General features: G+C 42.0%; 13 protein-coding genes. 3 read left to right on the top strand and 10 right to left on the bottom strand.

The genetic code is table 11. The annotated features are described in order from the left end of the window. Positions 1-130 precede the first annotated feature (130 nt). On the top strand, positions 131-1,105 hold the full coding sequence (locus tag ACNORC_RS09640; protein WP_418335432.1) for a type I phosphomannose isomerase catalytic subunit: 975 nt from the start codon (positions 131-133) through the stop codon (positions 1,103-1,105). A 90-nt stretch (positions 1,106-1,195) separates the two neighbouring features. On the opposite strand, the gene ACNORC_RS09645 is transcribed toward ACNORC_RS09640, so the two are convergent. From ACNORC_RS09645 to ACNORC_RS09655, 3 genes are all read right to left on the bottom strand, one after another. Next, a complete protein-coding gene (locus ACNORC_RS09645; protein WP_418335433.1) occupies positions 1,196-3,886 on the bottom strand; it encodes an SMP-30/gluconolactonase/LRE family protein in 2,691 nt (896 codons plus the stop codon). Between the two features lie 41 nt (positions 3,887-3,927). Continuing rightward, positions 3,928-4,926: an L-glyceraldehyde 3-phosphate reductase gene (mgrA, locus tag ACNORC_RS09650; RefSeq protein WP_418335434.1), complete on the bottom strand. Its 999-nt coding sequence runs from the start codon at positions 4,924-4,926 to the stop codon at positions 3,928-3,930. Positions 4,927-5,048: 122 nt separating this feature from the next. After that, on the bottom strand, positions 5,049-6,824 hold the full coding sequence (locus ACNORC_RS09655) for an AMP-dependent synthetase/ligase (protein WP_418335435.1): 1,776 nt from the start codon (positions 6,822-6,824) through the stop codon (positions 5,049-5,051). 437 nt (positions 6,825-7,261) lie between these two features. On the opposite strand from ACNORC_RS09655, the gene ACNORC_RS09660 reads away from it, so the two are divergent. Further along, positions 7,262-8,866 carry a hypothetical protein gene (locus tag ACNORC_RS09660; RefSeq protein ID WP_418335436.1) on the top strand — a complete coding sequence of 535 codons (1,605 nt, stop codon included), beginning with the start codon at positions 7,262-7,264 and terminating at the stop codon, positions 8,864-8,866. A 50-nt stretch (positions 8,867-8,916) separates the two neighbouring features. On the opposite strand, the gene purL is transcribed toward ACNORC_RS09660, so the two are convergent. After that, positions 8,917-12,585, bottom strand: a complete 3,669-nt coding sequence (gene purL, locus ACNORC_RS09665) for a phosphoribosylformylglycinamidine synthase (RefSeq protein WP_418335437.1) — start codon at positions 12,583-12,585, stop codon at positions 8,917-8,919. A gap of 190 nt (positions 12,586-12,775) precedes the next feature. Beyond that, positions 12,776-13,987: an RsmB/NOP family class I SAM-dependent RNA methyltransferase gene (locus ACNORC_RS09670; RefSeq protein ID WP_418335438.1), complete on the bottom strand. Its 1,212-nt coding sequence runs from the start codon at positions 13,985-13,987 to the stop codon at positions 12,776-12,778. Between the two features lie 74 nt (positions 13,988-14,061). Between ACNORC_RS09670 and ACNORC_RS09675 the strand changes: the two genes are divergently transcribed. After that, positions 14,062-15,102, top strand: a complete 1,041-nt coding sequence (locus ACNORC_RS09675; RefSeq protein WP_418335439.1) for a WD40/YVTN/BNR-like repeat-containing protein — start codon at positions 14,062-14,064, stop codon at positions 15,100-15,102. Positions 15,103-15,165: 63 nt separating this feature from the next. On the opposite strand, the gene ACNORC_RS09680 is transcribed toward ACNORC_RS09675, so the two are convergent. The 5 genes from ACNORC_RS09680 to ACNORC_RS09700 all read right to left on the bottom strand — a co-directional run bounded on the left by ACNORC_RS09680 (position 15,166) and on the right by ACNORC_RS09700 (position 20,587). After that, on the bottom strand, positions 15,166-15,600 hold the full coding sequence (locus tag ACNORC_RS09680) for a hypothetical protein (RefSeq protein WP_418335440.1): 435 nt from the start codon (positions 15,598-15,600) through the stop codon (positions 15,166-15,168). Position 15,601: 1 nt separating this feature from the next. Further along, positions 15,602-16,126, bottom strand: a complete 525-nt coding sequence (locus tag ACNORC_RS09685; RefSeq protein ID WP_418335441.1) for a hypothetical protein — start codon at positions 16,124-16,126, stop codon at positions 15,602-15,604. A 32-nt stretch (positions 16,127-16,158) separates the two neighbouring features. Continuing rightward, on the bottom strand, positions 16,159-16,704 hold the full coding sequence (locus ACNORC_RS09690) for an RNA polymerase sigma factor (protein ID WP_418335442.1): 546 nt from the start codon (positions 16,702-16,704) through the stop codon (positions 16,159-16,161). 319 nt (positions 16,705-17,023) lie between these two features. Beyond that, on the bottom strand, positions 17,024-18,847 hold the full coding sequence (locus tag ACNORC_RS09695) for an ABC transporter ATP-binding protein (protein ID WP_418335443.1): 1,824 nt from the start codon (positions 18,845-18,847) through the stop codon (positions 17,024-17,026). 9 nt (positions 18,848-18,856) lie between these two features. Then, entirely contained in the window at positions 18,857-20,587 is a 1,731-nt protein-coding gene (locus tag ACNORC_RS09700; protein WP_418335444.1) for a phospho-sugar mutase, read from the bottom strand. Between the last annotated feature and the right edge of the window lie 34 nt (positions 20,588-20,621).

A 20,621-nucleotide genomic window follows, 5' to 3' on the forward strand; every position in this document is an offset into this window, starting at 1 on the left:
AACTGTCTAAGTCCTAATAGTTTAACAGATAATTAAAGATGTTTAATTTTAGGGCAGGGCTTCTATTTGGTGTAATAGCAGGTGATCATGAGATTCTAAAATGGTTATCTTTGCTTTTCAATATTTTTAAATGCTCAATTATCCCTTAAAATTTAAGCCCATTCTAAAGGAGAAGATCTGGGGCGGCAAAAAACTGAAAGAAGTTCTTCAGAAAAGATCTGACAGAAATGACCTTGGAGAAAGCTGGGAGATATCGGGTGTCAAAAATGACATTTCTGAAGTAGCTAACGGTTCCTTGCAAGGCCAAACTCTTACCCAACTTTTAAAAACTTACAAGGCTGAATTTCTAGGAAGTAAGAATTTTGAAAATTTCAGCTCTGAGTTTCCATTACTTATTAAATTCATTGATGCCAACACAGAACTTTCTGTGCAACTGCACCCTGATGATGAGATCGCAAGGAAAAAGCATGATTCCTTCGGAAAGACCGAAATGTGGTATATCGTCCAGGCCGACAACGGAGCAGAGATAAATATTGGCTTTAAAAAGAGCATTTCTGAATCAGAATATCTTGAACATCTAAATTCCGGAAGGATCACTGAATTACTGAACTTTGAAAAAGTGAAAAAAGGGGATGCTTTTTTTATCAATCCGGGTAAGGTTCACACTATTGGGACAGGGGTTTTATTGGCTGAAATACAGCAAACATCTGATATTACTTATCGCATTTTTGACTGGGATAGGGTTGATGAGCATGGAAATGCCCGCGAATTACATACAGGGCTGGCATTGCAAGCCATTGATTTCGAGAAAAAGGAAGATTTTCTTAGAGAGTATTCCAAAAACAAGAATGCGTCAAATGAGATTGCGAGCTGTAAATATTTCACCACAAACTACCTTCCTGTCTCGGGAAAGCTGGAAAAGGACTATTCTCAATTAGATTCTTTTATAATATATATGTGCGTCAGCGGAAAGGCTGAAATTTCCGTAAGTGGTAACTCTGAGCCCATTCAGATGGGAGAGACCGTTCTTATACCTGCCAAAAATAATAATGTAGCGATCCATTCTGAAGCAGGAGTTGAACTGCTTGAAGTTTATATCAAATAACCTGCAAGGTTTATAAACCTTGTAGGTTTTAAAAAAAGTAGACCTCACAGGTTTCCAAAACCTGTGAGATCTATTATTAAAAGGCTTTTTTTACTTCGCTCCCTTCACGTTCATCTGCAGTCCAAAAACTGAATCCATTGCGGTAATGAATAAGGTGCAGTTTTCTTTCCCTCCAAAAGTGACATTTGCTGTCCATTCTTTTTCCACCGGAATATGAAGGATCTTTTCTCCCTGCGGATTAAATACTGTCACCCCGTTACCCGTTAGGTATAGATTTCCTTTTTCGTCGAGGGTCATTCCGTCTGATCCAAGGTTCGTGAACAAAGTCTTATTTTGAAGACTTCCATCATCAGCGATAGTATATTTCCAGGTCTTGTTGTCTTCGATATCGGCCACGAACAATGTTTTCCCGTCTGGAGTTCCTATTATCCCGTTAGGTTTTATCAGGTCATCGGCTGCGACCTTTAATTGTTTTTGATCCGGAGAAAGATAATATACCTTTTGTTCCTTGATAGGCTGCTTTTGAAAATTCCGGTAAGGTCTTTTGTAGTAAGGATCGGTGAAATAGATGCCACCACTGGGAGCTATCCAAAGATCGTTGGGGCCATTGAATTTATTTCCCTCAAAGCCCTTAGAAATAATAGTGACTTTCTTTTGGTCACTGATCTTCCACAGCTCAGATCTATTATCGGCGGCAGCATAAAGATTTCCATCCTTATCAAAATAAAGTCCGTTTGCCCGACCTGAATTGTCCATAAAAACAGAAACCTTTTCATCCTGTGCAGACCATTTTAGGATCTTGTTGTTAGGCTGATCGGTAAAGTACACATTGCCATCAGCATCTGTGGCAGGACCTTCGGTGAAAGCGAAGCCATCGGCCAAAAGTTTAAGCTCAGCGCCCGGGGCAATGAGCTGCTGTTCCTGTTTTTCGTTTTTATCTTCCGAAGCTTTTTTTATATTACTATAGTAGCTTTTCAATATATCAAAAGCCAATTTTTTATTTCCGTTATTATCGATGAGGCCTTTTCGGTTCCAGCCCTCCTGGTAGACTGGATGATTACGCCGCGGAGAGCGGAAATCCATAAGTATCCATGGTGAAACACCCGAATAGTTATCAGGCATATTCCTGAGCATTTTTATAGTCTCTTCATAATACCATTTTTGGAACTCTTCGGTCCAGCGTTCTTCTTTTTTTCCGTGGAACCCTGCTTTGGCACCCGCTCCTGTTTCACTGAAGAAAAGTGGTTTATCATAAGCGATTTCCCAGGTCGAATTTTCCTTGGCATCTGGAAGGGCTCCATACCAGCCCAGGTATTCATTCACAGCTACAATATCAGTGAACTGTCCCAAAGGATCATTAACGTGCTGCACCCCTTCATCATCTTTAGTCACCTCTAGAGCAGCCGAGATCAACCGGGTGTCGTGCAGTTCCCGGGCAGTACCAATAAGGGATTTCATAAATTTTGTTCTGGCTTCGCTAACAGGGGTTTCATTCCCCACAGACCAAATGATCACCGAAGCTTTGTTCCTGTCTCTAATGATCATTTCCTTTAGCTGGTTTTTTGCTTTTTCAAGGACGTTCTCATTTTCAAAGTCAATGGTCCAGTAAACCGGAATTTCAGACCACACCAGCACACCCAAAGAATCAGCCATCCGGGTCATGTTTTCGTTGTGCGGGTAATGTGCCAGCCTTACCATATTGGCATTTAGATCCCGCACATATTCAAAGATCTTGGCGGCATCTTTCCGACTGTTAGCGCGGCGCATTTCCTGCGGAATTTCCTCGTGTATACTGATACCGCGTAAAAAGACCTTTTCTCCATTGAGCATAATGTCTTTGCCTGATGTCTCGATCTTCCTGAACCCGATCTTATCCTGAATCTCGTTGCCAGCGATACTTAATTTGACTTCATACAGCTTTGGATTTTGGGGAGACCAAAGTTGAAGATCCTTTACTTGAAACGTGAAGTTGGCAGAATCTTCGGTGATTTCAACTTGTTTCTTAGCTTTGAGTTCAGGTATTTCAATAGTTACTTCGGAATTTTTGGGCTGCTCATTTAGTTTTATACTTCCGGATAAAGTATATATTCCACTCTCATGTGCCTTTTTGATATCCTGCTCCGGATCCAACTGAAGTGAATATTGCTGAACAAAGGTCTCCGGCAGAAGGAGCAATTTTACATCGCGGGTAATTCCGCCGAAATTCCACCAGTCGGTATTCAAGGTCGGGATTTCATCTGCATGTCTTTTATTATCCACTTTTACTACCAGGAAATTATTCTTCTCCTGTAGCAGACTTTTCGGAACTTCAAAATTAAAAGGTGTAAATCCCCCTTTATGCATTCCAAGCTTCTTTCCGTTAAGATATACATGCGCCTCATAGTTGACCGCTCCAAAATATAAAACCACCTCTTCGGAATCTTTTACCGGAGGCAGGTCGAACTCCTGTTGATACCAAACGGTGCCTTCATAGTACTTGAAGACCTCGGCCTGTGAATTCCAGTCTCCCGGCACCTTGATGGTATAGGGCTCCTGGTATCCATGTTCCAACCTGTCAGAAATGTTCCTTACAGTGGGCCGGTTCCAGTAAGCTTCACGGTCGTCTTCCTGCCTTTCACTGAAGCGGTAATTGTAAAAGCCGGTTTCGTATGGATCAATAATATAGTTCCATTCGCCGTTAAGGGAAACCTGATTTCTTCCATCGACATTCATGATAAGGTTTTCCTGGGCGACAGCGGGAATAATTAGAATAAGCAGTAAAAAAGTGGAGAAATATTTCATGTCAAAAAGGGCATTTTTAAGGCAATATTTTTTTCCGGGGTTTACTCCTCTTTGAGGATCTGTTCAATTTGTTTTAATTCAGCTTCAGTAAAAGACCGGTTCTTTATTACGTCAAGATTATCTTTCAATTGAGATTCCCTGCTCACTCCTATGAGTACACTGGTGATCCTTTCATCTTTCAGCAGCCATGCAATTGCCATTTGAGCCAGGCTCTGACCTCTTTTTTGAGCAAGATCATTCAGTTTTTGCACTTTTTGAACCACCTGGGGAGTGATGATGTCCTTATCCAGATATCCTCCTTCACGGGCTGCCCTGGAGTCTTCCGGAATTCCGTTCAGGTATTTATCGGTCAGAATTCCCTGCTCTAAAGGCGAAAATGCAATACTTCCAATTCCCTCGTTCTCGAGAGTGTCCAGAAGGCTTTTTTCTACCCAGCGGTCAAACATATTGTACCGGGGCTGATGAATGAGGAGCGGCGTCCCCAGTTGCCGCAGGATCTTAGCCGCTCTGGCAGTACCGTCAGCTGAATACTGTGAAATACCCACGTAGAGCGCTTTTCCCTGGCGTACAATGTGATCGAGTGCGCCCATGGTCTCTTCGAGCGGGGTGTTGGGATCTGGACGGTGGTGATAGAAGATATCCACGTAATCCAATCCCATTCTTTGTAAGGATTGATCGAGACTGGCAATAAGATATTTTCGGGAGCCGAAATTTCCATAGGGACCCGGCCACATATCCCAGCCTGCCTTCGTGGAAATGATCAATTCATCCCGATATTGCTTAAAATCTTCGGCAAAGATCTTTCCGAAGTTCTTTTCAGCAGAACCATAAGGAGGTCCGTAATTATTAGCAAGGTCAAAATGAGTTATTCCATTGTCAAAGGCAGTACGCAGGATCTGGCGGGCATTATCATAGTCGTCTATATCTCCGAAGTTATGCCAAAGGCCAAGTGAAAGAAGGGGTAAAAGAATTCCGCTTTTTCCGCAACGGCGATATTCCATTTTTTCATAGCGGTCTTCGGCGGCTGTATATGAATTCATGAGGCTGAAATTTTTAGCACCTCTAAAATACAGATTTTTTAAGGGTTTATACCTATAACAGAAAGGTCTGGATAAAAAAAAGATCCGGATTTTTGATCCGGATCTCTTGAATTCAAAATGACCTATTTTTCGTAGATCCTATCGTATAATTTCTGATACATCTTGATGATGTTTCGTCGCTTCAATTTCATAGTAGGGGTGAGGTGTTCTCCTTCAATGCTCCAAACATCGGGGGTTAGTTCAAAGCGTTTGATCTTTTCCCAACTTCCGAATTTTTGATTATAGAAATCCACTTCTTCCTGGATACGTCCAATCACCTCTTTATTAGAGGTCAGGTCTTCATTAGTAGGTCCTACCTGTATATGTTTTCTTTTCGCCCACTCTCTTAGAAATTCAAAATTTGGCTGAATAAAAGCTGCAGGCATTTTTTCGCCTTCTCCTATCACCATGATCTCGTCAATAAAGCGTGACTGCTTCATTTGATTTTCGATCAATTGTGGAGCAACATATTTTCCGCCGGAAGTCTTGAACATTTCCTTTTTCCGGTCGGTAATGCGAAGGAATCCGTCCTGATCTATTTCTCCAATATCCCCGGTATGGAAATATCCATCCTTATTAATGACTTCATCTGTTTTTTGAGGGTCTTTATAATAGCCTTTCATAACATTAGGCCCTTTAGTGAGTATCTCTCCATCTTCAGCGATTTTCACCTCCACATCTTTCAGAACTCTTCCTACTGTTCCAATTTTAAAGCCGTGATTTCTCTGGTCATTAACAGCAATTACCGGTGAGGTTTCTGTAAGGCCATAACCTTCCATAACCGGAATTCCGGCTGCAGCAAACACTCTTGCAAGTCTCGGCTGTAATGCAGCACTACCCGATACAATAAGTTCAATACGGCCTCCAAGACCTTCTTTCCACTTGGAGAAAATTAGTTTTCTGGCAATATTTAGTTTTGTCTCATACCACCAACCATTAGCCCCGTATGGCTCATACTTTAATCCAAGCTCCACAGCCCAGAAGAAAAGCTTCTGCTTGATTCCTCCAACGGTAGTCCCTTTAGCAATGATCTTATCATATACTTTTTCCAATAATCTTGGTACAGCTGAAATAACGTGTGGTTTAACTTCTTTAAGATTATCACTGATCATATCTATTGACTCCGCAAAGTGAATAGAAACACTATAATATTGGTATAGGTAAAGGATCATTCTTTCAAAAATATGACACACCGGTAAGAAACTCAGAGCGACATATTCTCCAAATTCAAAAGGAACTCTTTCTGAACTCAGTAACACATCACTCACAATATTTTTGTGGGTAAGCATTACTCCTTTGGGCCTTCCGGTAGTTCCGGAGGTATAGATGAGAGTGGCCAGATCATCTTCCTGAACAGCTTTTTTGCGGCTATCAAGCTCCTCATTGTTCGAATTGTCCTGTCCTAATTTCTCAACTTCAGACCAATTGTCGCAGCCGGGGATCTCATCAAAAGAATACACTCCTTTTAAGGAAGTATTCCCTTTAATGGAATTCAGCTTGTCCAGAATTTCTTTGTCAGATACAAAGCAGTAGATGGACTCACTGTGATTCAACACATACTCGTAATCATCTTCTGAAACAGTAGGATAAATAGGCACATTTTGAGCGCCTACCTGAAGGATTCCGATATCAAGAATATTCCACTCGGTCCTGTTACTGGAGGAAATAACCGCGATTTTATCATTGGGTTGTATTCCCAGGCGCAACAGTCCACGGCTTACCGCATTAGCACGGTCAATATATTCCTGTGAAGAAACGGCTTCCCATTTTCCGTTCTTTTTGGTTACAAGGGATTTCTCCAAAGGGGCATTTTCCAATTGGAAATAGGGGAAATCAAAAAGTCTTTTTATCTCTATCATCTATAGGGTTAATTACAAATAGCCTGTGCAAAATAGCAAAAGAAGCAGCTATATCAAATAAAATTTACAGAATGTGAATATTTAAGTAGTTTTTTTAAACTATTTCAAGGATTTAAAGCCCATCTTCTATCAAATAAAAAGATTTAAAGGAATAATAATGACAGTTTTCTTTCTTCATTTTCAGGACTTCCGGTTTGTTTTTACCATAATCACTTCTTTTCCTTTTTAAGATACTAAAATTTCAACTGAGCGAGAGAGTCTTTTTAGGTTCAACGGACATTGACCAAAAAAGGAGGGTTTTCCCTTATTGAAAGAGGAAATATTTAAACTTACTTTTAAAGGTCCTGCTTCTTCCATTTGCTGCTACTGCAATTCTGCCCTCCCACATGTAATGAAGATTAACCACTCTAATTAATATTAATTAAACCGTTTCAATTATGGAAAAATGGAAATTTTATGCGGTCTGTGTGGCTATGGCTGCTCTAACACTTACGTCATGTACTAAGGATGATGGCGGGAATGATCAGATGCAAAATAAAGCAACTTTAACCTTTGGAACCATAGTGCAGGATCTGGCTGAAAGAACTCAGAATAAACAATCAGACCTTTTGGAGTTTCCCGATTGTTCAGATGATGCACCTGCCTATGTGGAAATTGTTCTCATGCAGGGAGATACCGAAATAGTGGGTTCAATGGCCGATCCTTTTAGAATAGATCTGGTTTCTGGTCAATTGTTCACTAAATATGTTCCCGAGTTGGAATTGGTTCCCGGGGACTATTCTCTGGAGTATTTTGCCGTGTATAATGCCAATGGTGTGTTGAAATGGTTGGCTCCAAGAGGAGGTGTTTTAGCCGATTTTTTGGATGAAGTACTTCCATATAATATCAGTTTGCGGGCTGGAGTAAAACAGTATACTGATGTCACAGTGCTTTGTTTTGATAACCGTGATGTTAATCAGTATGGCTATGAATTTTTTGATCTAATCCCGACCGAAGTCTTTGAATATTGCTTCTTCGGTAACTACTGCAATGAAAATGGTCGTCATTATCCTGCCAGATATTCTATTGATATTGACGTGGACGGGGAACCTTTCCTTCGGGGTGTTGAAAATTCAGTAGGAACAACTAATGCAGGTGAGCCTTATGCTGACCCCTTGTGTCTTCAACTTCCTAATTTGACCCGGTTTGATGATGAGGAGGATTATATTGATTACACAATAACCCTTCTTGATTGGGAAGGCGTGTATGATGCCAATGAGATGACTATTTCCGGAAGCCTTAGCAGGGACGATATAATGGACAATTTTGAAGGTGACTCCAATCTCGACTATCAACATCTTTTCTTTGGTTGTGAGGATGGAGACGGCTCAATTCCGGAAGATGTTCCTGATTTTTCAGAAGCCATTTTTTCAGATCCTACTAACCTTACAAATCCCTATTATGGGCCACCCGCCTTTGCAATTTATGAGTATGAGGCCTATGAAGTAGAAGAAGGGGAAATAGGTTCAGAGGCTGTAGAAACGATCCTAATTGAGAGAAGATCAGAAACCAAAGAAATTATGGGAATTACTGTGGTCATTCAACATGATGCTGTTTATGAAGATGGAGTTATTCGTGAAGATACCGATGACTGGTTGGCGCAGGATGATTCCGGTAATATCTGGTACATGGGAGAAGATTCCAAGACTTATGACGAAAACGGAGAATATGTAAATAACGAAGGTTCATGGGAAGCAGGAGTAGATGGAGCTTTACCGGGATATTGGTTGCCTGCCGATCCTTATGCAGGGCAGGTCTATTATCAGGAATACTATAAAGGAGAGGCTGAAGATTATGCTGAAGTTGTAGCACTGGATGCAACTGTAGTTACCGACATGGATACCTATGAAAACGTGCTGGTAACAAAAGATGTAAATCCTTTTGAACCCAATGTGTATGAATTGAAATATTATGCTCCGGGGTTTGGCCTGATAAAAGAAGAAGGCTATGAAGACGGAGAACTTGTGGAAGTAGTGGTATTGACCGGAATAATTATGGAATAGATCAAATAAAAAAAGCTCCTGTACTATCTGGTACAGGAGCTTTTGATTTTTTATTTCTGATGCTTCTCAAGCCATTCTCTGGCATTGATCATAGCCTCGATCCATGGGCTCACTTCATCTTTTCTGTTCTTTGGATAACTTGCCCAGTTCCATGGGAAAGTAGAACGTTCGAGGTGAGGCATCATGGCAAGATGTCTTCCGTCATCACTTACAATTATCGCAGTATTGTAATGCGATCCATTCGGATTGGAAGGATAGCCTTCATACCCGTATTTTCCAATGATCTTATATCGCTCCTCTTCGTAAGGGAAGCTGAATTTTCCTTCGCCGTGTGCAGCCCAGATACCTAATCTGCTTCCGGAAAGGGAATGCAGCATGACCGAATCATTCTCAGCAATTTCAACAGAGGTGAAATTACATTCAAATTTGTGCGATTCGTTGTGCAGCATTTTAGGTTTTTCATCGTGGTCCGGGTGTAACAATCCGAGTTCCAGGAACAATTGACATCCGTTACAAACTCCCAGGGAAAGCGTGTCTTCTCTTGCAAAGAAATTGTCAAGAGCTGTTTTCGCTTTTTCGTTATAGAGGAATGCACCGGCCCAGCCTTTTGCACTTCCCAAGACGTCAGAATTAGAAAAGCCTCCCACCGCAGCGATCAGCTGAATGTCTTCCAGAGTTTCACGTCCGCTAATAAGATCGGTCATGTGAACATCCTTCACATCGAATCCGGCAAGGTCCATAGCGTAGGCCATTTCTCTTTCTGAATTCGATCCTTTTTCCCTAATAATGGCTGCTTTTATTCGCTTTTTTGAAGGGTCTATCTTCGGAAGTTTTCCATCAAAACCTTCGGGGAATTTGAAGTGTAGTGGCTGTTTTGCGTAGTTCTTATATCGCTCGGTAGCGCTGTCAACTCCACTTTGTTTTTGATCCAGCAGGTAAGAAGTCCTGCTCCAGGTATCACGCAGCTTTGGAATATCAAATTCCATTTCCTGCTCCCCGTTCTTTATCTTAAGAGTCTTTCCTTCAGTAGCTTTTCCGATCTTGAAGAACTCGATCTTATGCTCTTCTAAAATGCTTTCTACGGAAGCATTTTTTGCCTGGAATACAATTCCGCAGTTCTCTGAAAACAGCAATTTCACACTGTCTTTTTCGCCTAAAGCTGAAAGATCAAGTTTCGCTGAAAGATCAACCTCTGCAAAGCACATTTCTAAAAGGGTAGTGATCAATCCGCCCGAAGCCACATCGTGCCCGGCAAGGATAAGACCTTCCCTTATAAGTTTCTGGATCACATTGAATTTCGCCGCGAACTGCTGGTCATCAACAATTGTAGGAGCTTCTTTTCCTACTTTATTCCTGATCTGTCCAAAAGAGGAACCTCCCAGTTTAAAGTTGTCTCCCGAGAAATTGATATAGTAAATGTCGCCACCGTCCTCATGCAAGACCGGTTCGACCACTTTAGTAATGTCGTCACAATGAGCCGCGGCAGAAATGATCACTGTTCCCGGTGCCAGTACATTGCCGTCTTCATAGCGCTGTTTCATGGAAAGCGAATCTTTTCCGGTAGGAACATTGATCCCAAGTGAAACCGCGAAATCTGATACTCCCTGTACCGCCTGGTACAACCTTGCATCTTCTCCTTCATTGTTACAGGGCCACATCCAGTTTGCCGATAATGAAATAGATTTCAATCCCTTTTCAAGCGGAGCCCACACGATATTGGTTAAAGCTTCACCGATCGAGTTTCTGGATCCTGCCACAGGATCAATAAGGGCCGAAACAGGGGAGTGGCCAATCGAAGTTGCAACCCCTTCCTTGCCCTTGTAGTCAAGTGCCATCACTCCGCAGTTGTTGAGTGGCAACTGCAGCGGTCCGGCTGTTTGCTGCTTCGCAACGCGACCGGTCACACAGCGGTCAACTTTATTGGTCAACCAGTCCTTGGAAGCTACAGCTTCCAGTTGCAGCACCTGCTCGAGGTAATCGTGCAGGTCTTCCTGGTAATAGTCCACATCTTCATAGTTTCTGCGGACCGTCTTATCTTTCATGATCATTTTTGGAGAGCTTCCAAACATATCTCCCAGTGCCAGGTCCATTGGTTTAGCACCGGTTTTCTGGCTCTTGAAAGTGAATTGTCGATCTTCGGTCACCTCTCCAACAGCGTATAGTGGTGTTCTTTCGCGCTCAGCAATTTTCTGCATTTCCTGCAGGTCTTTTTCAGAAATAATGAGTCCCATTCGTTCCTGGGATTCATTTCCAATGATCTCTTTTGCAGAAAGGGTAGGATCCCCAACAGGTAATTTATCGAGGTCGATATTTCCACCGGTATCTTCTACCAGTTCGCTCAAACAGTTAAGATGGCCTCCTGCACCGTGGTCATGGATCGAAACGATGGGGTTCTTTTCTGATTCTACCATTGCACGAATGGTGTTTGCAGCTCTTTTTTGCATTTCAGGGTTGGATCGCTGTATGGCGTTTAGCTCAATCCCACTGCTGAATTCTCCTGTATCGGCAGAAGAAACGGCAGCTCCTCCCATTCCGATACGGTAATTTTCTCCTCCCAGAACAACGATCTTATCTCCCTTTTTTGGAACATCTTTTATCGCCTGGCTTGCTTTACCATAACCAATTCCACCGGCCAGCATGATCACCTTGTCATATCCTAAAGCTCTTCTGTCTTCGGAATGTTCAAAGGTCAAAACTGAACCTGCGATGAGCGGTTGCCCGAATTTATTTCCAAAATCTGAAGCTCCGTTAGAAGCCTTGATCAAGATATCCATAGGAGTCTGGTACAACCAGGGGCGCTCGGGAAATGCTTTTTCCCATGGCCTGTTTTCCTCCAAACGGGAATAAGAGGTCATGTAAACAGCGGTTCCTGCCAGCGGCAACGAACCTTTTCCTCCGGCCAGCCTGTCTCTTATCTCTCCTCCGCTTCCGGTTGCTGCCCCGTTAAAAGGTTCAACGGTTGTAGGGAAATTATGGGTTTCGGCTTTCAGCGAAATAACCGAATCAAAATCTGTCTTTTTATAATAATCGGGTTTGTCCGCAGTCTTCGGTGCAAATTGTTCCACCCGCGGACCTTTCACAAAGGCCACATTGTCTTTATACGCTGAAACTATATCATTTGGATTCTCTTCGGAAGTTTTTCTGATCAGTTTGAAGAGGGTCGAGGACATTTCCTTGCCATCTATTACGAAGGTGCCGTTAAAGATCTTATGTCGGCAGTGTTCAGAATTCACCTGGGAAAATCCGAAAACTTCAGAATCTGTAAGTTTTCTTCCCAACCTACCAGAAAGTTTCTCGAGGTAATCTACTTCCTCTTCATTTAGAGCCAATCCTTCCTTTTCGTTGTAAGCAGCAATATTATCTACCTCAAGAATGGGCTCCGGCTCAATATTGATCTCGAAGATCTTTTGATCCAGCCCGTTGTATTTCTGAGAAAGCATTGGATCATAATCATGAAAATGCTCGTCTACCTCAATAAATTCTTCAATCCGCCGAATACCTTCAATTCCCATATTTTGAGTGATCTCTACCGCATTGGTGCTCCATGGAGTGATCATGGCCGCACGGGGACCAACAAAAAAATCTGCCAGTGCAGATTTATCCAGGTATTGTGCATTTCCAAAAAGCCAGTTTAACTTGACAATATTTTCGGCCGAGACGGCCTTATGCGTTTCAACCGCATATACCTTATTAGGTTTATTTCCGAAGAATAGGATCATCCTGGATAGTTTTGTGTTGTTGAACGGCAAATTTACATTTTTTAAGTCATCTATACTTCTCAGAACAAAAATAAGAGGTCTCAAAAATGATATTTTCGGAGGTCTTTTCGAGTTTGGCTAAAAATAAATTGCCTCCGGATTTATCCGGAGGCAATAAGAATTATCTTAAAAAAGGGCTTTAGCCCAAATCTTACTTTTTCTCTAACAAGGCCATGTAAAATCCGTCGAAACCGGTTTCACTGGAAAGGATCTTTTCTTCCTTTTTCAGGCTGAAACTGCTGCCTTCCTCTGACTGCAAAAATTTCTGTACCTGCTCCTGGTTTTCTGAAGGTAATATGGAACAGGTCGCATACACCATTTTTCCGCCGTCTTTAACAATTTTGGAATACTGTTTCAATATCTCTTCCTGAGTTTGTTTGATGGTGTCCATAAATTCGGGCTGCAACTTCCATTTGGCATCAGGATTTCGGCTTAATACGCCCAAACCGCTACAGGGAGCATCGATCAAAACTCTGTCGGCACTACCATATAATTTTTTGATAACCTTGTTGGAGTCGATGGCTCGAGGTTCAATATTATGAGCTCCTGCACGACGGGCACGGCGTTTCAGTTCTTTTAATTTATTGGCATAAATGTCGGTGGCGATCAACTGACCTTTGTTTTGCATAAGAGCAGCAAGGTGCAGGGTCTTTCCGCCGGCTCCGGCACAGGTGTCTACCACCCGCATTCCTGGTTCCACTTCTAAAAAGTCGGCTACCAACTGTGAGGAAGCATCCTGTACTTCAAAAAGGCCATTTTTAAAGGCTTCTGATGTAAAAACATTTGCCCGTTCCTTTAACTGTAATGCATAAGGATGGTCCTTAACAAATTCAGTTTCAAATCCTTCTTTCTGAAGCTCTTTTTGGAGCTCTTCCCTGGTGGTCTTTAATGTGTTAGTCCTTAGTACTACCGGCGCCTGCTCGTTAAGCGCGTGAATCTCCTTTTCCCAAACCTGTTCTCCCAGTTCCTTAACTCCCAGTTCATCCAACCAATCCGGAATGGATTCGCGGTACTTTCTTATCTGGCTGAGTTCATCAAATTTTCCTTTGATACGACGGGTTGGGGTAGGCTCTATTTGTTTCCAGTCTGGAAGTTCAATTCCTCTTAATGTGGCCCACACCGCAAACATCCGGAATAGGTTTTCACGGGAATAAGGTGCTTTTACTTCCGCAATTTCGGCATAAAGTCTTTTCCAGCGAACTATATCATAAGTAGTTTCAGCAATAAAGCTCCTGTCTCGCGAGCCCCAACGTTTGTCCCTTTTCAGGGTCTTTGCGATCACCTTATCGGCGTATTCTCCTTCATTAAAAATTTCTCCAAGTGCATCTACGGTTGCAAAGACCAGGTTTCTGTATAAGCGCATATAATTTGTTTGAAGCCGCAAAGGTACGGTTTTTTGACGTCGGAAAAATCTATCTTTACAGGCAAATTAAGAACATGAAGAAATTCCTTTTTTTTATAGCTGTAGCACTAACAGCTTGTAATTCAACTGAAAAAAAGCCTGAAAAATTACCGTTTTCTGAAGTGGAAGTGCAAACCCTTCTCGAGGATTCAGTTAGTATCCGGGCCATTGAGATCATGGGCAATAATGTAGCTTTTGCCGGTTCTAATGGGTATTACGGACTGTATAATTCCGAAGAGAACCGTGTGAAGATGAACAGGCAGAAGTACGATTCTATTTATCCAGAATTTAGGGCAGTTGCCAGTACTTCCAATGATTTTTTCATGCTGAGTGTCGCAAATCCGGCGTTGCTTTACAAGACCGGGGAAAGTGGCCAAATGGAATTGGTATATAAGGAGGAGAACGAAAAGGTGTTTTATGATGCCATGACCTTCTGGAATGACAAGGAAGGAATTGCGATGGGAGATCCTGTAGATAATTGTCTTTCTGTGATAATTACCCGTGATGGTGGCAATACCTGGAAGAAATTGTCTTGTGAAGCGCTTCCTGAAGTAGAAGAGGGAGAAGCCGCCTTTGCAGCCAGCAATTCCAATATTGCGGTGGAAGGGGATAACACGTGGATCATTTCCGGAGGGATGAGATCAAGAGTTTTCTTTAGTCCTGATAAAGGAAAGAGCTGGAAGGTTTTTGACACTCCAATAGTACAGGGAAAAAGTACTCAGGGCGCCTATTCTATGGATTTTTATAATAATGAAAAAGGTATAATTATAGGTGGAGATTATACTGCGCCTGAGGAGAATAAAGCCAATAAGGCTATTACGAATGATGGAGGAATAACCTGGCAGCTAATCGCTGAAGGGCAGGAGCCGGGATATAAGAGCAGCGTGAGGTATGTGCCGGGAAGTGACGGAGAAGAGGTCGTAGCTGTGGGCTTTACGGGGATCAACTATTCTTCAGATTCCGGTAAAACCTGGGAAAAGATATCAGATGAAGGCTTCTATACCATCAGGTTCCTGAATGATTCAGTAGCCTATGCGGCGGGAAAAAACAGGCTGGCAAAGCTTATTTTTAAATAGAAATGGTCCGGAGCTAAAGAGCGTCCGGACCATAACAACTAACCAACCAAAATTAAAAAGTAATTATTGAGAATTGCCACGACGGGCACGATATTCCCTCATCAGTTTTTTATTGAATTCATCTTCTACGTGCTTTAATTGCATGATCCTTTTCGCCGAGAAGATCTTTTTAAGATCATCATAATATTTCTTTTTCAGTAGAAAATCTTCCCGCTCTAATTCTACGTATTCGTTCAATTTGGAATTTGCCTTTTCTTCTGTCAGGCATTCCAGGTTTTCTACATCTGCATGCTCCCTTCGGTAAAGGTTTCTGCGCTTTTCTTCAAATTCGTTATATATAGGCCAGAACTGCTGAGCTTCCTGAGCGGTCAGGTTCATCTGTTCGGTGATAAAAGCCGTTTTTAAAGCTTTTATTCTTTCCCGATGTTCATCTTTTTCCTGGGCAGATATGCCGAGGGAAAAGCTTAGGAACAGGACAGATAGTAGTAACTTTTTCATATTATTCTTCATTAAGTAGGATAGAAGGTTCATCAATATTTTCCTGGAGATACTGCAGGACAGCCTCATTGTCCAGGTTAGAATTTGCCGAGGAAGCAAAGCTGAATTCCCTACCATTGATCATAGGAGTTTCTTCAGGATTTTCCAATTCCAGGGTCTCTAAAAGGTAATTTTCAAGGGCAACCATGTCTATATCTTCATAACCGGAGTCGCTTGGGCTGTTCAAAACGGTGGTGTAGAACAATATAGCGAGCACGGCTGCGATCCCGGACACGAACGAAAGATGTTTTCGGCTAAACAGCGAAACCACTTTTACCTGCCGTGGTTCTTCCTGTACCTTATTCATTAGTCGGGACTCAAACTCTTCAAAATAATTTTCGGGGACTTTAAATGGATTGTTAGTGAGTTTGGTCTCAGTGTTTTCAGCAGTGACCTTCTGCATCATACGGGCCTCAAAATCCTGGAAATAATTTTCCGGGACTTTAAATCCTGTTTTTTGATGATATGGTAACTGTTTCTCTTTCATTTGTTTATTTGACTGAAATTTCGTGCCAAGGTTTAATTGTGTTTTAAAAATTCTTCGATTTTTTTTGATGCAATATGATAGGAGGTCTTTAAAGCTCCTTCAGAAGTTCCAACGATCGCCGATATCTCTTTGTACTTCAATTCCTGAAAATACTTCATATTGAACACCTGCTGTTGCTTTTCAGGCAGGGTTGCAATTGCTTTTTGCAGTTTAAGCTGTATCTCATCCCCTTCAAAATATACGTCATTTTGAAGATTATCAATCACCTGTTGCTGTAACTCTTCAGAACTAATGTGTTTTTTCTTCGCCTGTTTATTCACGTGAGTGATGGCTTCATTTGTGGCAATTCGATACATCCAGGAGAATAACTGACTCTCCCCTTTAAATTTAATAATATTATTAAAGATCTTGATAAAAGTGTTCTGCAGTACATCATCTGCATCTTCGTGATTCTTTACAATATTCCGTATTTGCCAGTACAGGCGTTCCTGATACTGCTGCAGTAGATCCCTGAAAGCCTCATTTCTGGTCTCGGGATCCTGTAGTTCGCGTACAAGTTTTTCTTCGGAAGTATTCAAAGTTTCACTTTAATCCGGATTTTTCCGGCCGTTAAAGATAACAGGATTTCTTTAATTCTCCCTGCTCCGTAAACGCTGAAAAACAGGAAAAACATCGATGAAATACACAAAATGTAGATAAAATACACAAAAAATTTTGTTGTATCGTTTTTTGTAGTATCTTCACATTGTGAAAAAGTAATCTTTTTTGCTCCAAATTAAGGAGATCTTATCTCCGTTAGCCCCAAGATGGGGGTAAGATTAAGAAAAATGGGTGAACCTACTTCATCCATTTTTTTCGTTTATACCAATATGTTTTTCGAGAAGTTTTGTAGTCTGCCTATTCAAAAGACTGCATTTCCACCAATTTTTGGTAAGTAGACCTGCGGCTGAGCAATTCTTCATGACGTCCCTGTTCCACAATCCTACCTTTTTGCATCACCACAATATTGTCGGCGTTTTGAATGGTGGAAAGCCTGTGAGCAATGACTATTGAAGTCCGGTTCCTCATCATGTTTTCAAGAGCTTTTTGTACCAAACGTTCACTCTCGGTATCTAAAGCCGAAGTGGCCTCGTCGAGGATCATAATAGGGGGATTCTTTAAAACTGCCCTGGCAATGGAAAGGCGTTGTTTTTGTCCTCCACTTAATTTATTTCCGCTGTCTCCAATGTTCGTGTCAAGTCCTTTTGGAAGGTCTTTTACGAATTCCCAGGCGTTGGCGATCTTTAAAGCCTCAATGATCTCCTCATCTGTCGCATTGTCTTTTCCTAGCCCCACATTGTTCCTGATACTATCATTGAACAAAATGGAATCCTGGGTCACCAACCCCATTAATCCGCGAAGCGATTTTTTCGAGATCTGTCTAATGTCAATTCCGTCGATCTTGATCCCACCCTGGTTCACGTCATAAAAGCGGGTAACAAGGTTGGCAATTGTAGATTTTCCGCTACCCGATTGTCCCACCAGGGCTACGGTAGCTCCTTTAGGGACTTTGATACTGAAATCATGAAGAACGTTCTCATCTTCATATTTGAAAGTGATGTCCTCGATCTCTACTGAATGCTCAAAATCCTTTTTCTCAATGGCATCGGGAGCATCCTTGATATTTGTTTCTGTTTCCAGGACCTGAAAGATCCTTTCGGCTGCTGCATTCCCTTTTTTGACACTGTAGGACGCTTTACTAATCTGCTTTGCAGGAGTCAGGATGTTATAAGCGAGGCCCAAAAAAGCAATAAAAGTAGCAGGAGCCAGGGTTTCATCTACCAATACCATATTCCCGCCAAACCAAAGGATGATCACAATAACAAAGATCCCCAGGAATTCACTGGTGGGAGAAGCAAGGTTCTGCCTGTTCAGCAAACTGTCCAGGATCCTTTTTAAACGATCTGTAGATTCTCTGAAACGGGCTCTGAATTTATCTTCCGCAGTAAAACCTTTCACGATTTTGAGACTGGAAAGGGTCTCTTCAACCAGGGAAAGGAAATACCCGTTCTCCTGTTGTGCCTGTTCTGATCTTCGTTTCAATTTTTTCCCAATAGCAGAGATTATAAACCCGGAAACAGGTAAGAAGATAAATACGAACAGGGTTAGTTTCGCACTCATTATGAGCATGGCAATAATCGTGAAGATAATGGTAAGCGGTTCCCGTACCACCAATTCCAGTATCGAAAGGAAAGAGACCTGCACTTCATTTACATCTGCCGTAATTCTGGAAATGGTGTCTCCTTTTCGCTTTTCTGAAAAGTAGGAGACCGGAAGCTCAAGGATCTTGTCATAAATGGCGTTCCTCACATCGCGCAACACTCCATTCCGAAGAAAGGTGATAAAGAATGCGGCCAGGTATCCAAAAAGGTTCTTCAGGAAGAACAATAAGACAACAATTCCGCAGATAAAGATGAGGGCCGATAACTCATCTTCGTTCACTCTTTGAGAAACCTCATAATTGAAACTTCCAATCACATAGTCCTTCACGTCTCTCCACCCGGTCCATTCGGGTGCCTCAACCACTCTTTTACTTTTGTCGAAGAGTACGTTGATAACTGGAATGAGTGCGAGAAATGAAAGCGTGCTGAACAGCGCAAACAGAATGTTACAAATAATATTGAGGATTGCGAACCTTTTGTATGGGATCGCAAACATCATAATCTTCTTGAAGTAATTCATGGGCGTGGCCTAGGCCAGTTTTAACTCAGATTTAATTGCGGCGATCTTTTCTGAAAGTTCCTGCTCCACCTTTTCGTGATCTTTTACAGAATCAAGAGGTGCATTGACGCTTATATAGAATTTGATCTTAGGTTCTGTTCCACTTGGACGCGCAGCGATCTTGGTTCCGTTTTCGGTGTAGTAAATTAATACATTTGATTTTGGAACTTTCAGCTCGGTGATCTCTGTTTCAGTTAACCCGTAGTTGAAAGATTTTGAACTCTGGTAATCTTCCACAAGTACCACTTTCTCACCGTTGATCTCAGTTAGCGGATTTTCCCTGAGGCTGATCATCATATTCCGGATCTGCTCTGCCCCGTCAATTCCTTTTTTGACAAGGGAAATAAGAGCTTCTTTGTAGAAGCCATACTTCACGTACAACTCGAGCATTTTTTCATAGAAAGAGATCCCATCGGCTTTCATCTGCGCTGCAATTTCACAGGCGAGCAGGGTAGAGGTCACAGCATCTTTATCGCGAACAAAATCGCCCACCATAAATCCGAAGCTTTCTTCACCACCTCCAATAAAATCAAGACCCGGATTATCTTTGATCATTTTTGCGATCCATTTGAATCCGGTGAGGCCTTCCTTGTATTCTACTCCATAATCTTGAACCAATATGCGCAGCATAGGGGTCGACACAATGGTGGAGCCTACAAATTCTTTACCTTTAATTTTACCTTCTTTTTTCCATTGTTCCAGCAAGAACCAGGTCATAACGAGCATGGTCTGGTTACCATTCAAAAGTGTCATTTCACCCTGGGTATTCCTTACCGCTACGCCAAGACGATCACAGTCAGGATCGGTACCAATCACGATATCTGCCTGTTCTTTTTCCGCTTTTTCGAGCGCCATTTTCAGGGCTTCCGGTTCTTCAGGGTTTGGAGATTTTACCGTTGGGAAATTTCCGTTAGGTTCTTTTTGTTCCTCAACAATGCTTAGATTGATATATCCTGCTTCATTAAGCACCTTTGGTATCATGGTGATAGAGGTGCCGTGGAGAGAGGTGAAAACGATCTTCAGGTTTTCTTTAGCTTCCTTCGGAGTGTCAAAACTGCCATTGGCAACAGAGGCTTTTGCAAAAGCTTCATCAACTTCCTCATCGATCATTACGATCCTTTCAGGTTTTGCTTCAAAGTTGATCTCATCATATTGTAGTTCAGCGATTTCAGCAACTATTTCAGAATCCTGAGGCGGCACTAATTGGCCTCCGTCTTTCCAATATACCTTATACCCGTTATATTCCGGCGGATTATGGCTCGCGGTTAAAACAATTCCGCAGTGACAATTCAGATATTTTACTGAGAAAGAAAGTTCCGGAGTGGGGCGCAGGTTTGAAAAAAGGTAAACCTGGATCCCGTTTGCCGAAAATACATCAGCCACCACCTGAGCAAGTTCTTTACTGTTGTTCCTGCAGTCATAAGCGATCACCACTTTTAGTTCGTCGCCCGGAAATTGCTTTTTTAGGTAGTTAGACAGGCCCTGGGTGTTCTTTCCAAGGGTATATTTGTTGATCTTGTTGGTTCCTACCCCCATGATACCGCGCATTCCGCCGGTACCAAATTCAAGATCTTTATAAAAGCTTTCCTTTAGTTCGTCAGGGTTCTTCTCTAGAAGTTCTTTAACTTCAGCACGTGTTTTCTCGTCAAAAGTTGGTTTTAACCAGGCTTCTGCTCTGCTCTCTATGTCGTAATAGCTCATGTAAATTCAATTTTTTCCAGCCACAAAAATAAGG

This window comes from Salinimicrobium soli (assembly GCF_048323655.1).
Classification (GTDB): domain Bacteria; phylum Bacteroidota; class Bacteroidia; order Flavobacteriales; family Flavobacteriaceae; genus Salinimicrobium; species Salinimicrobium soli.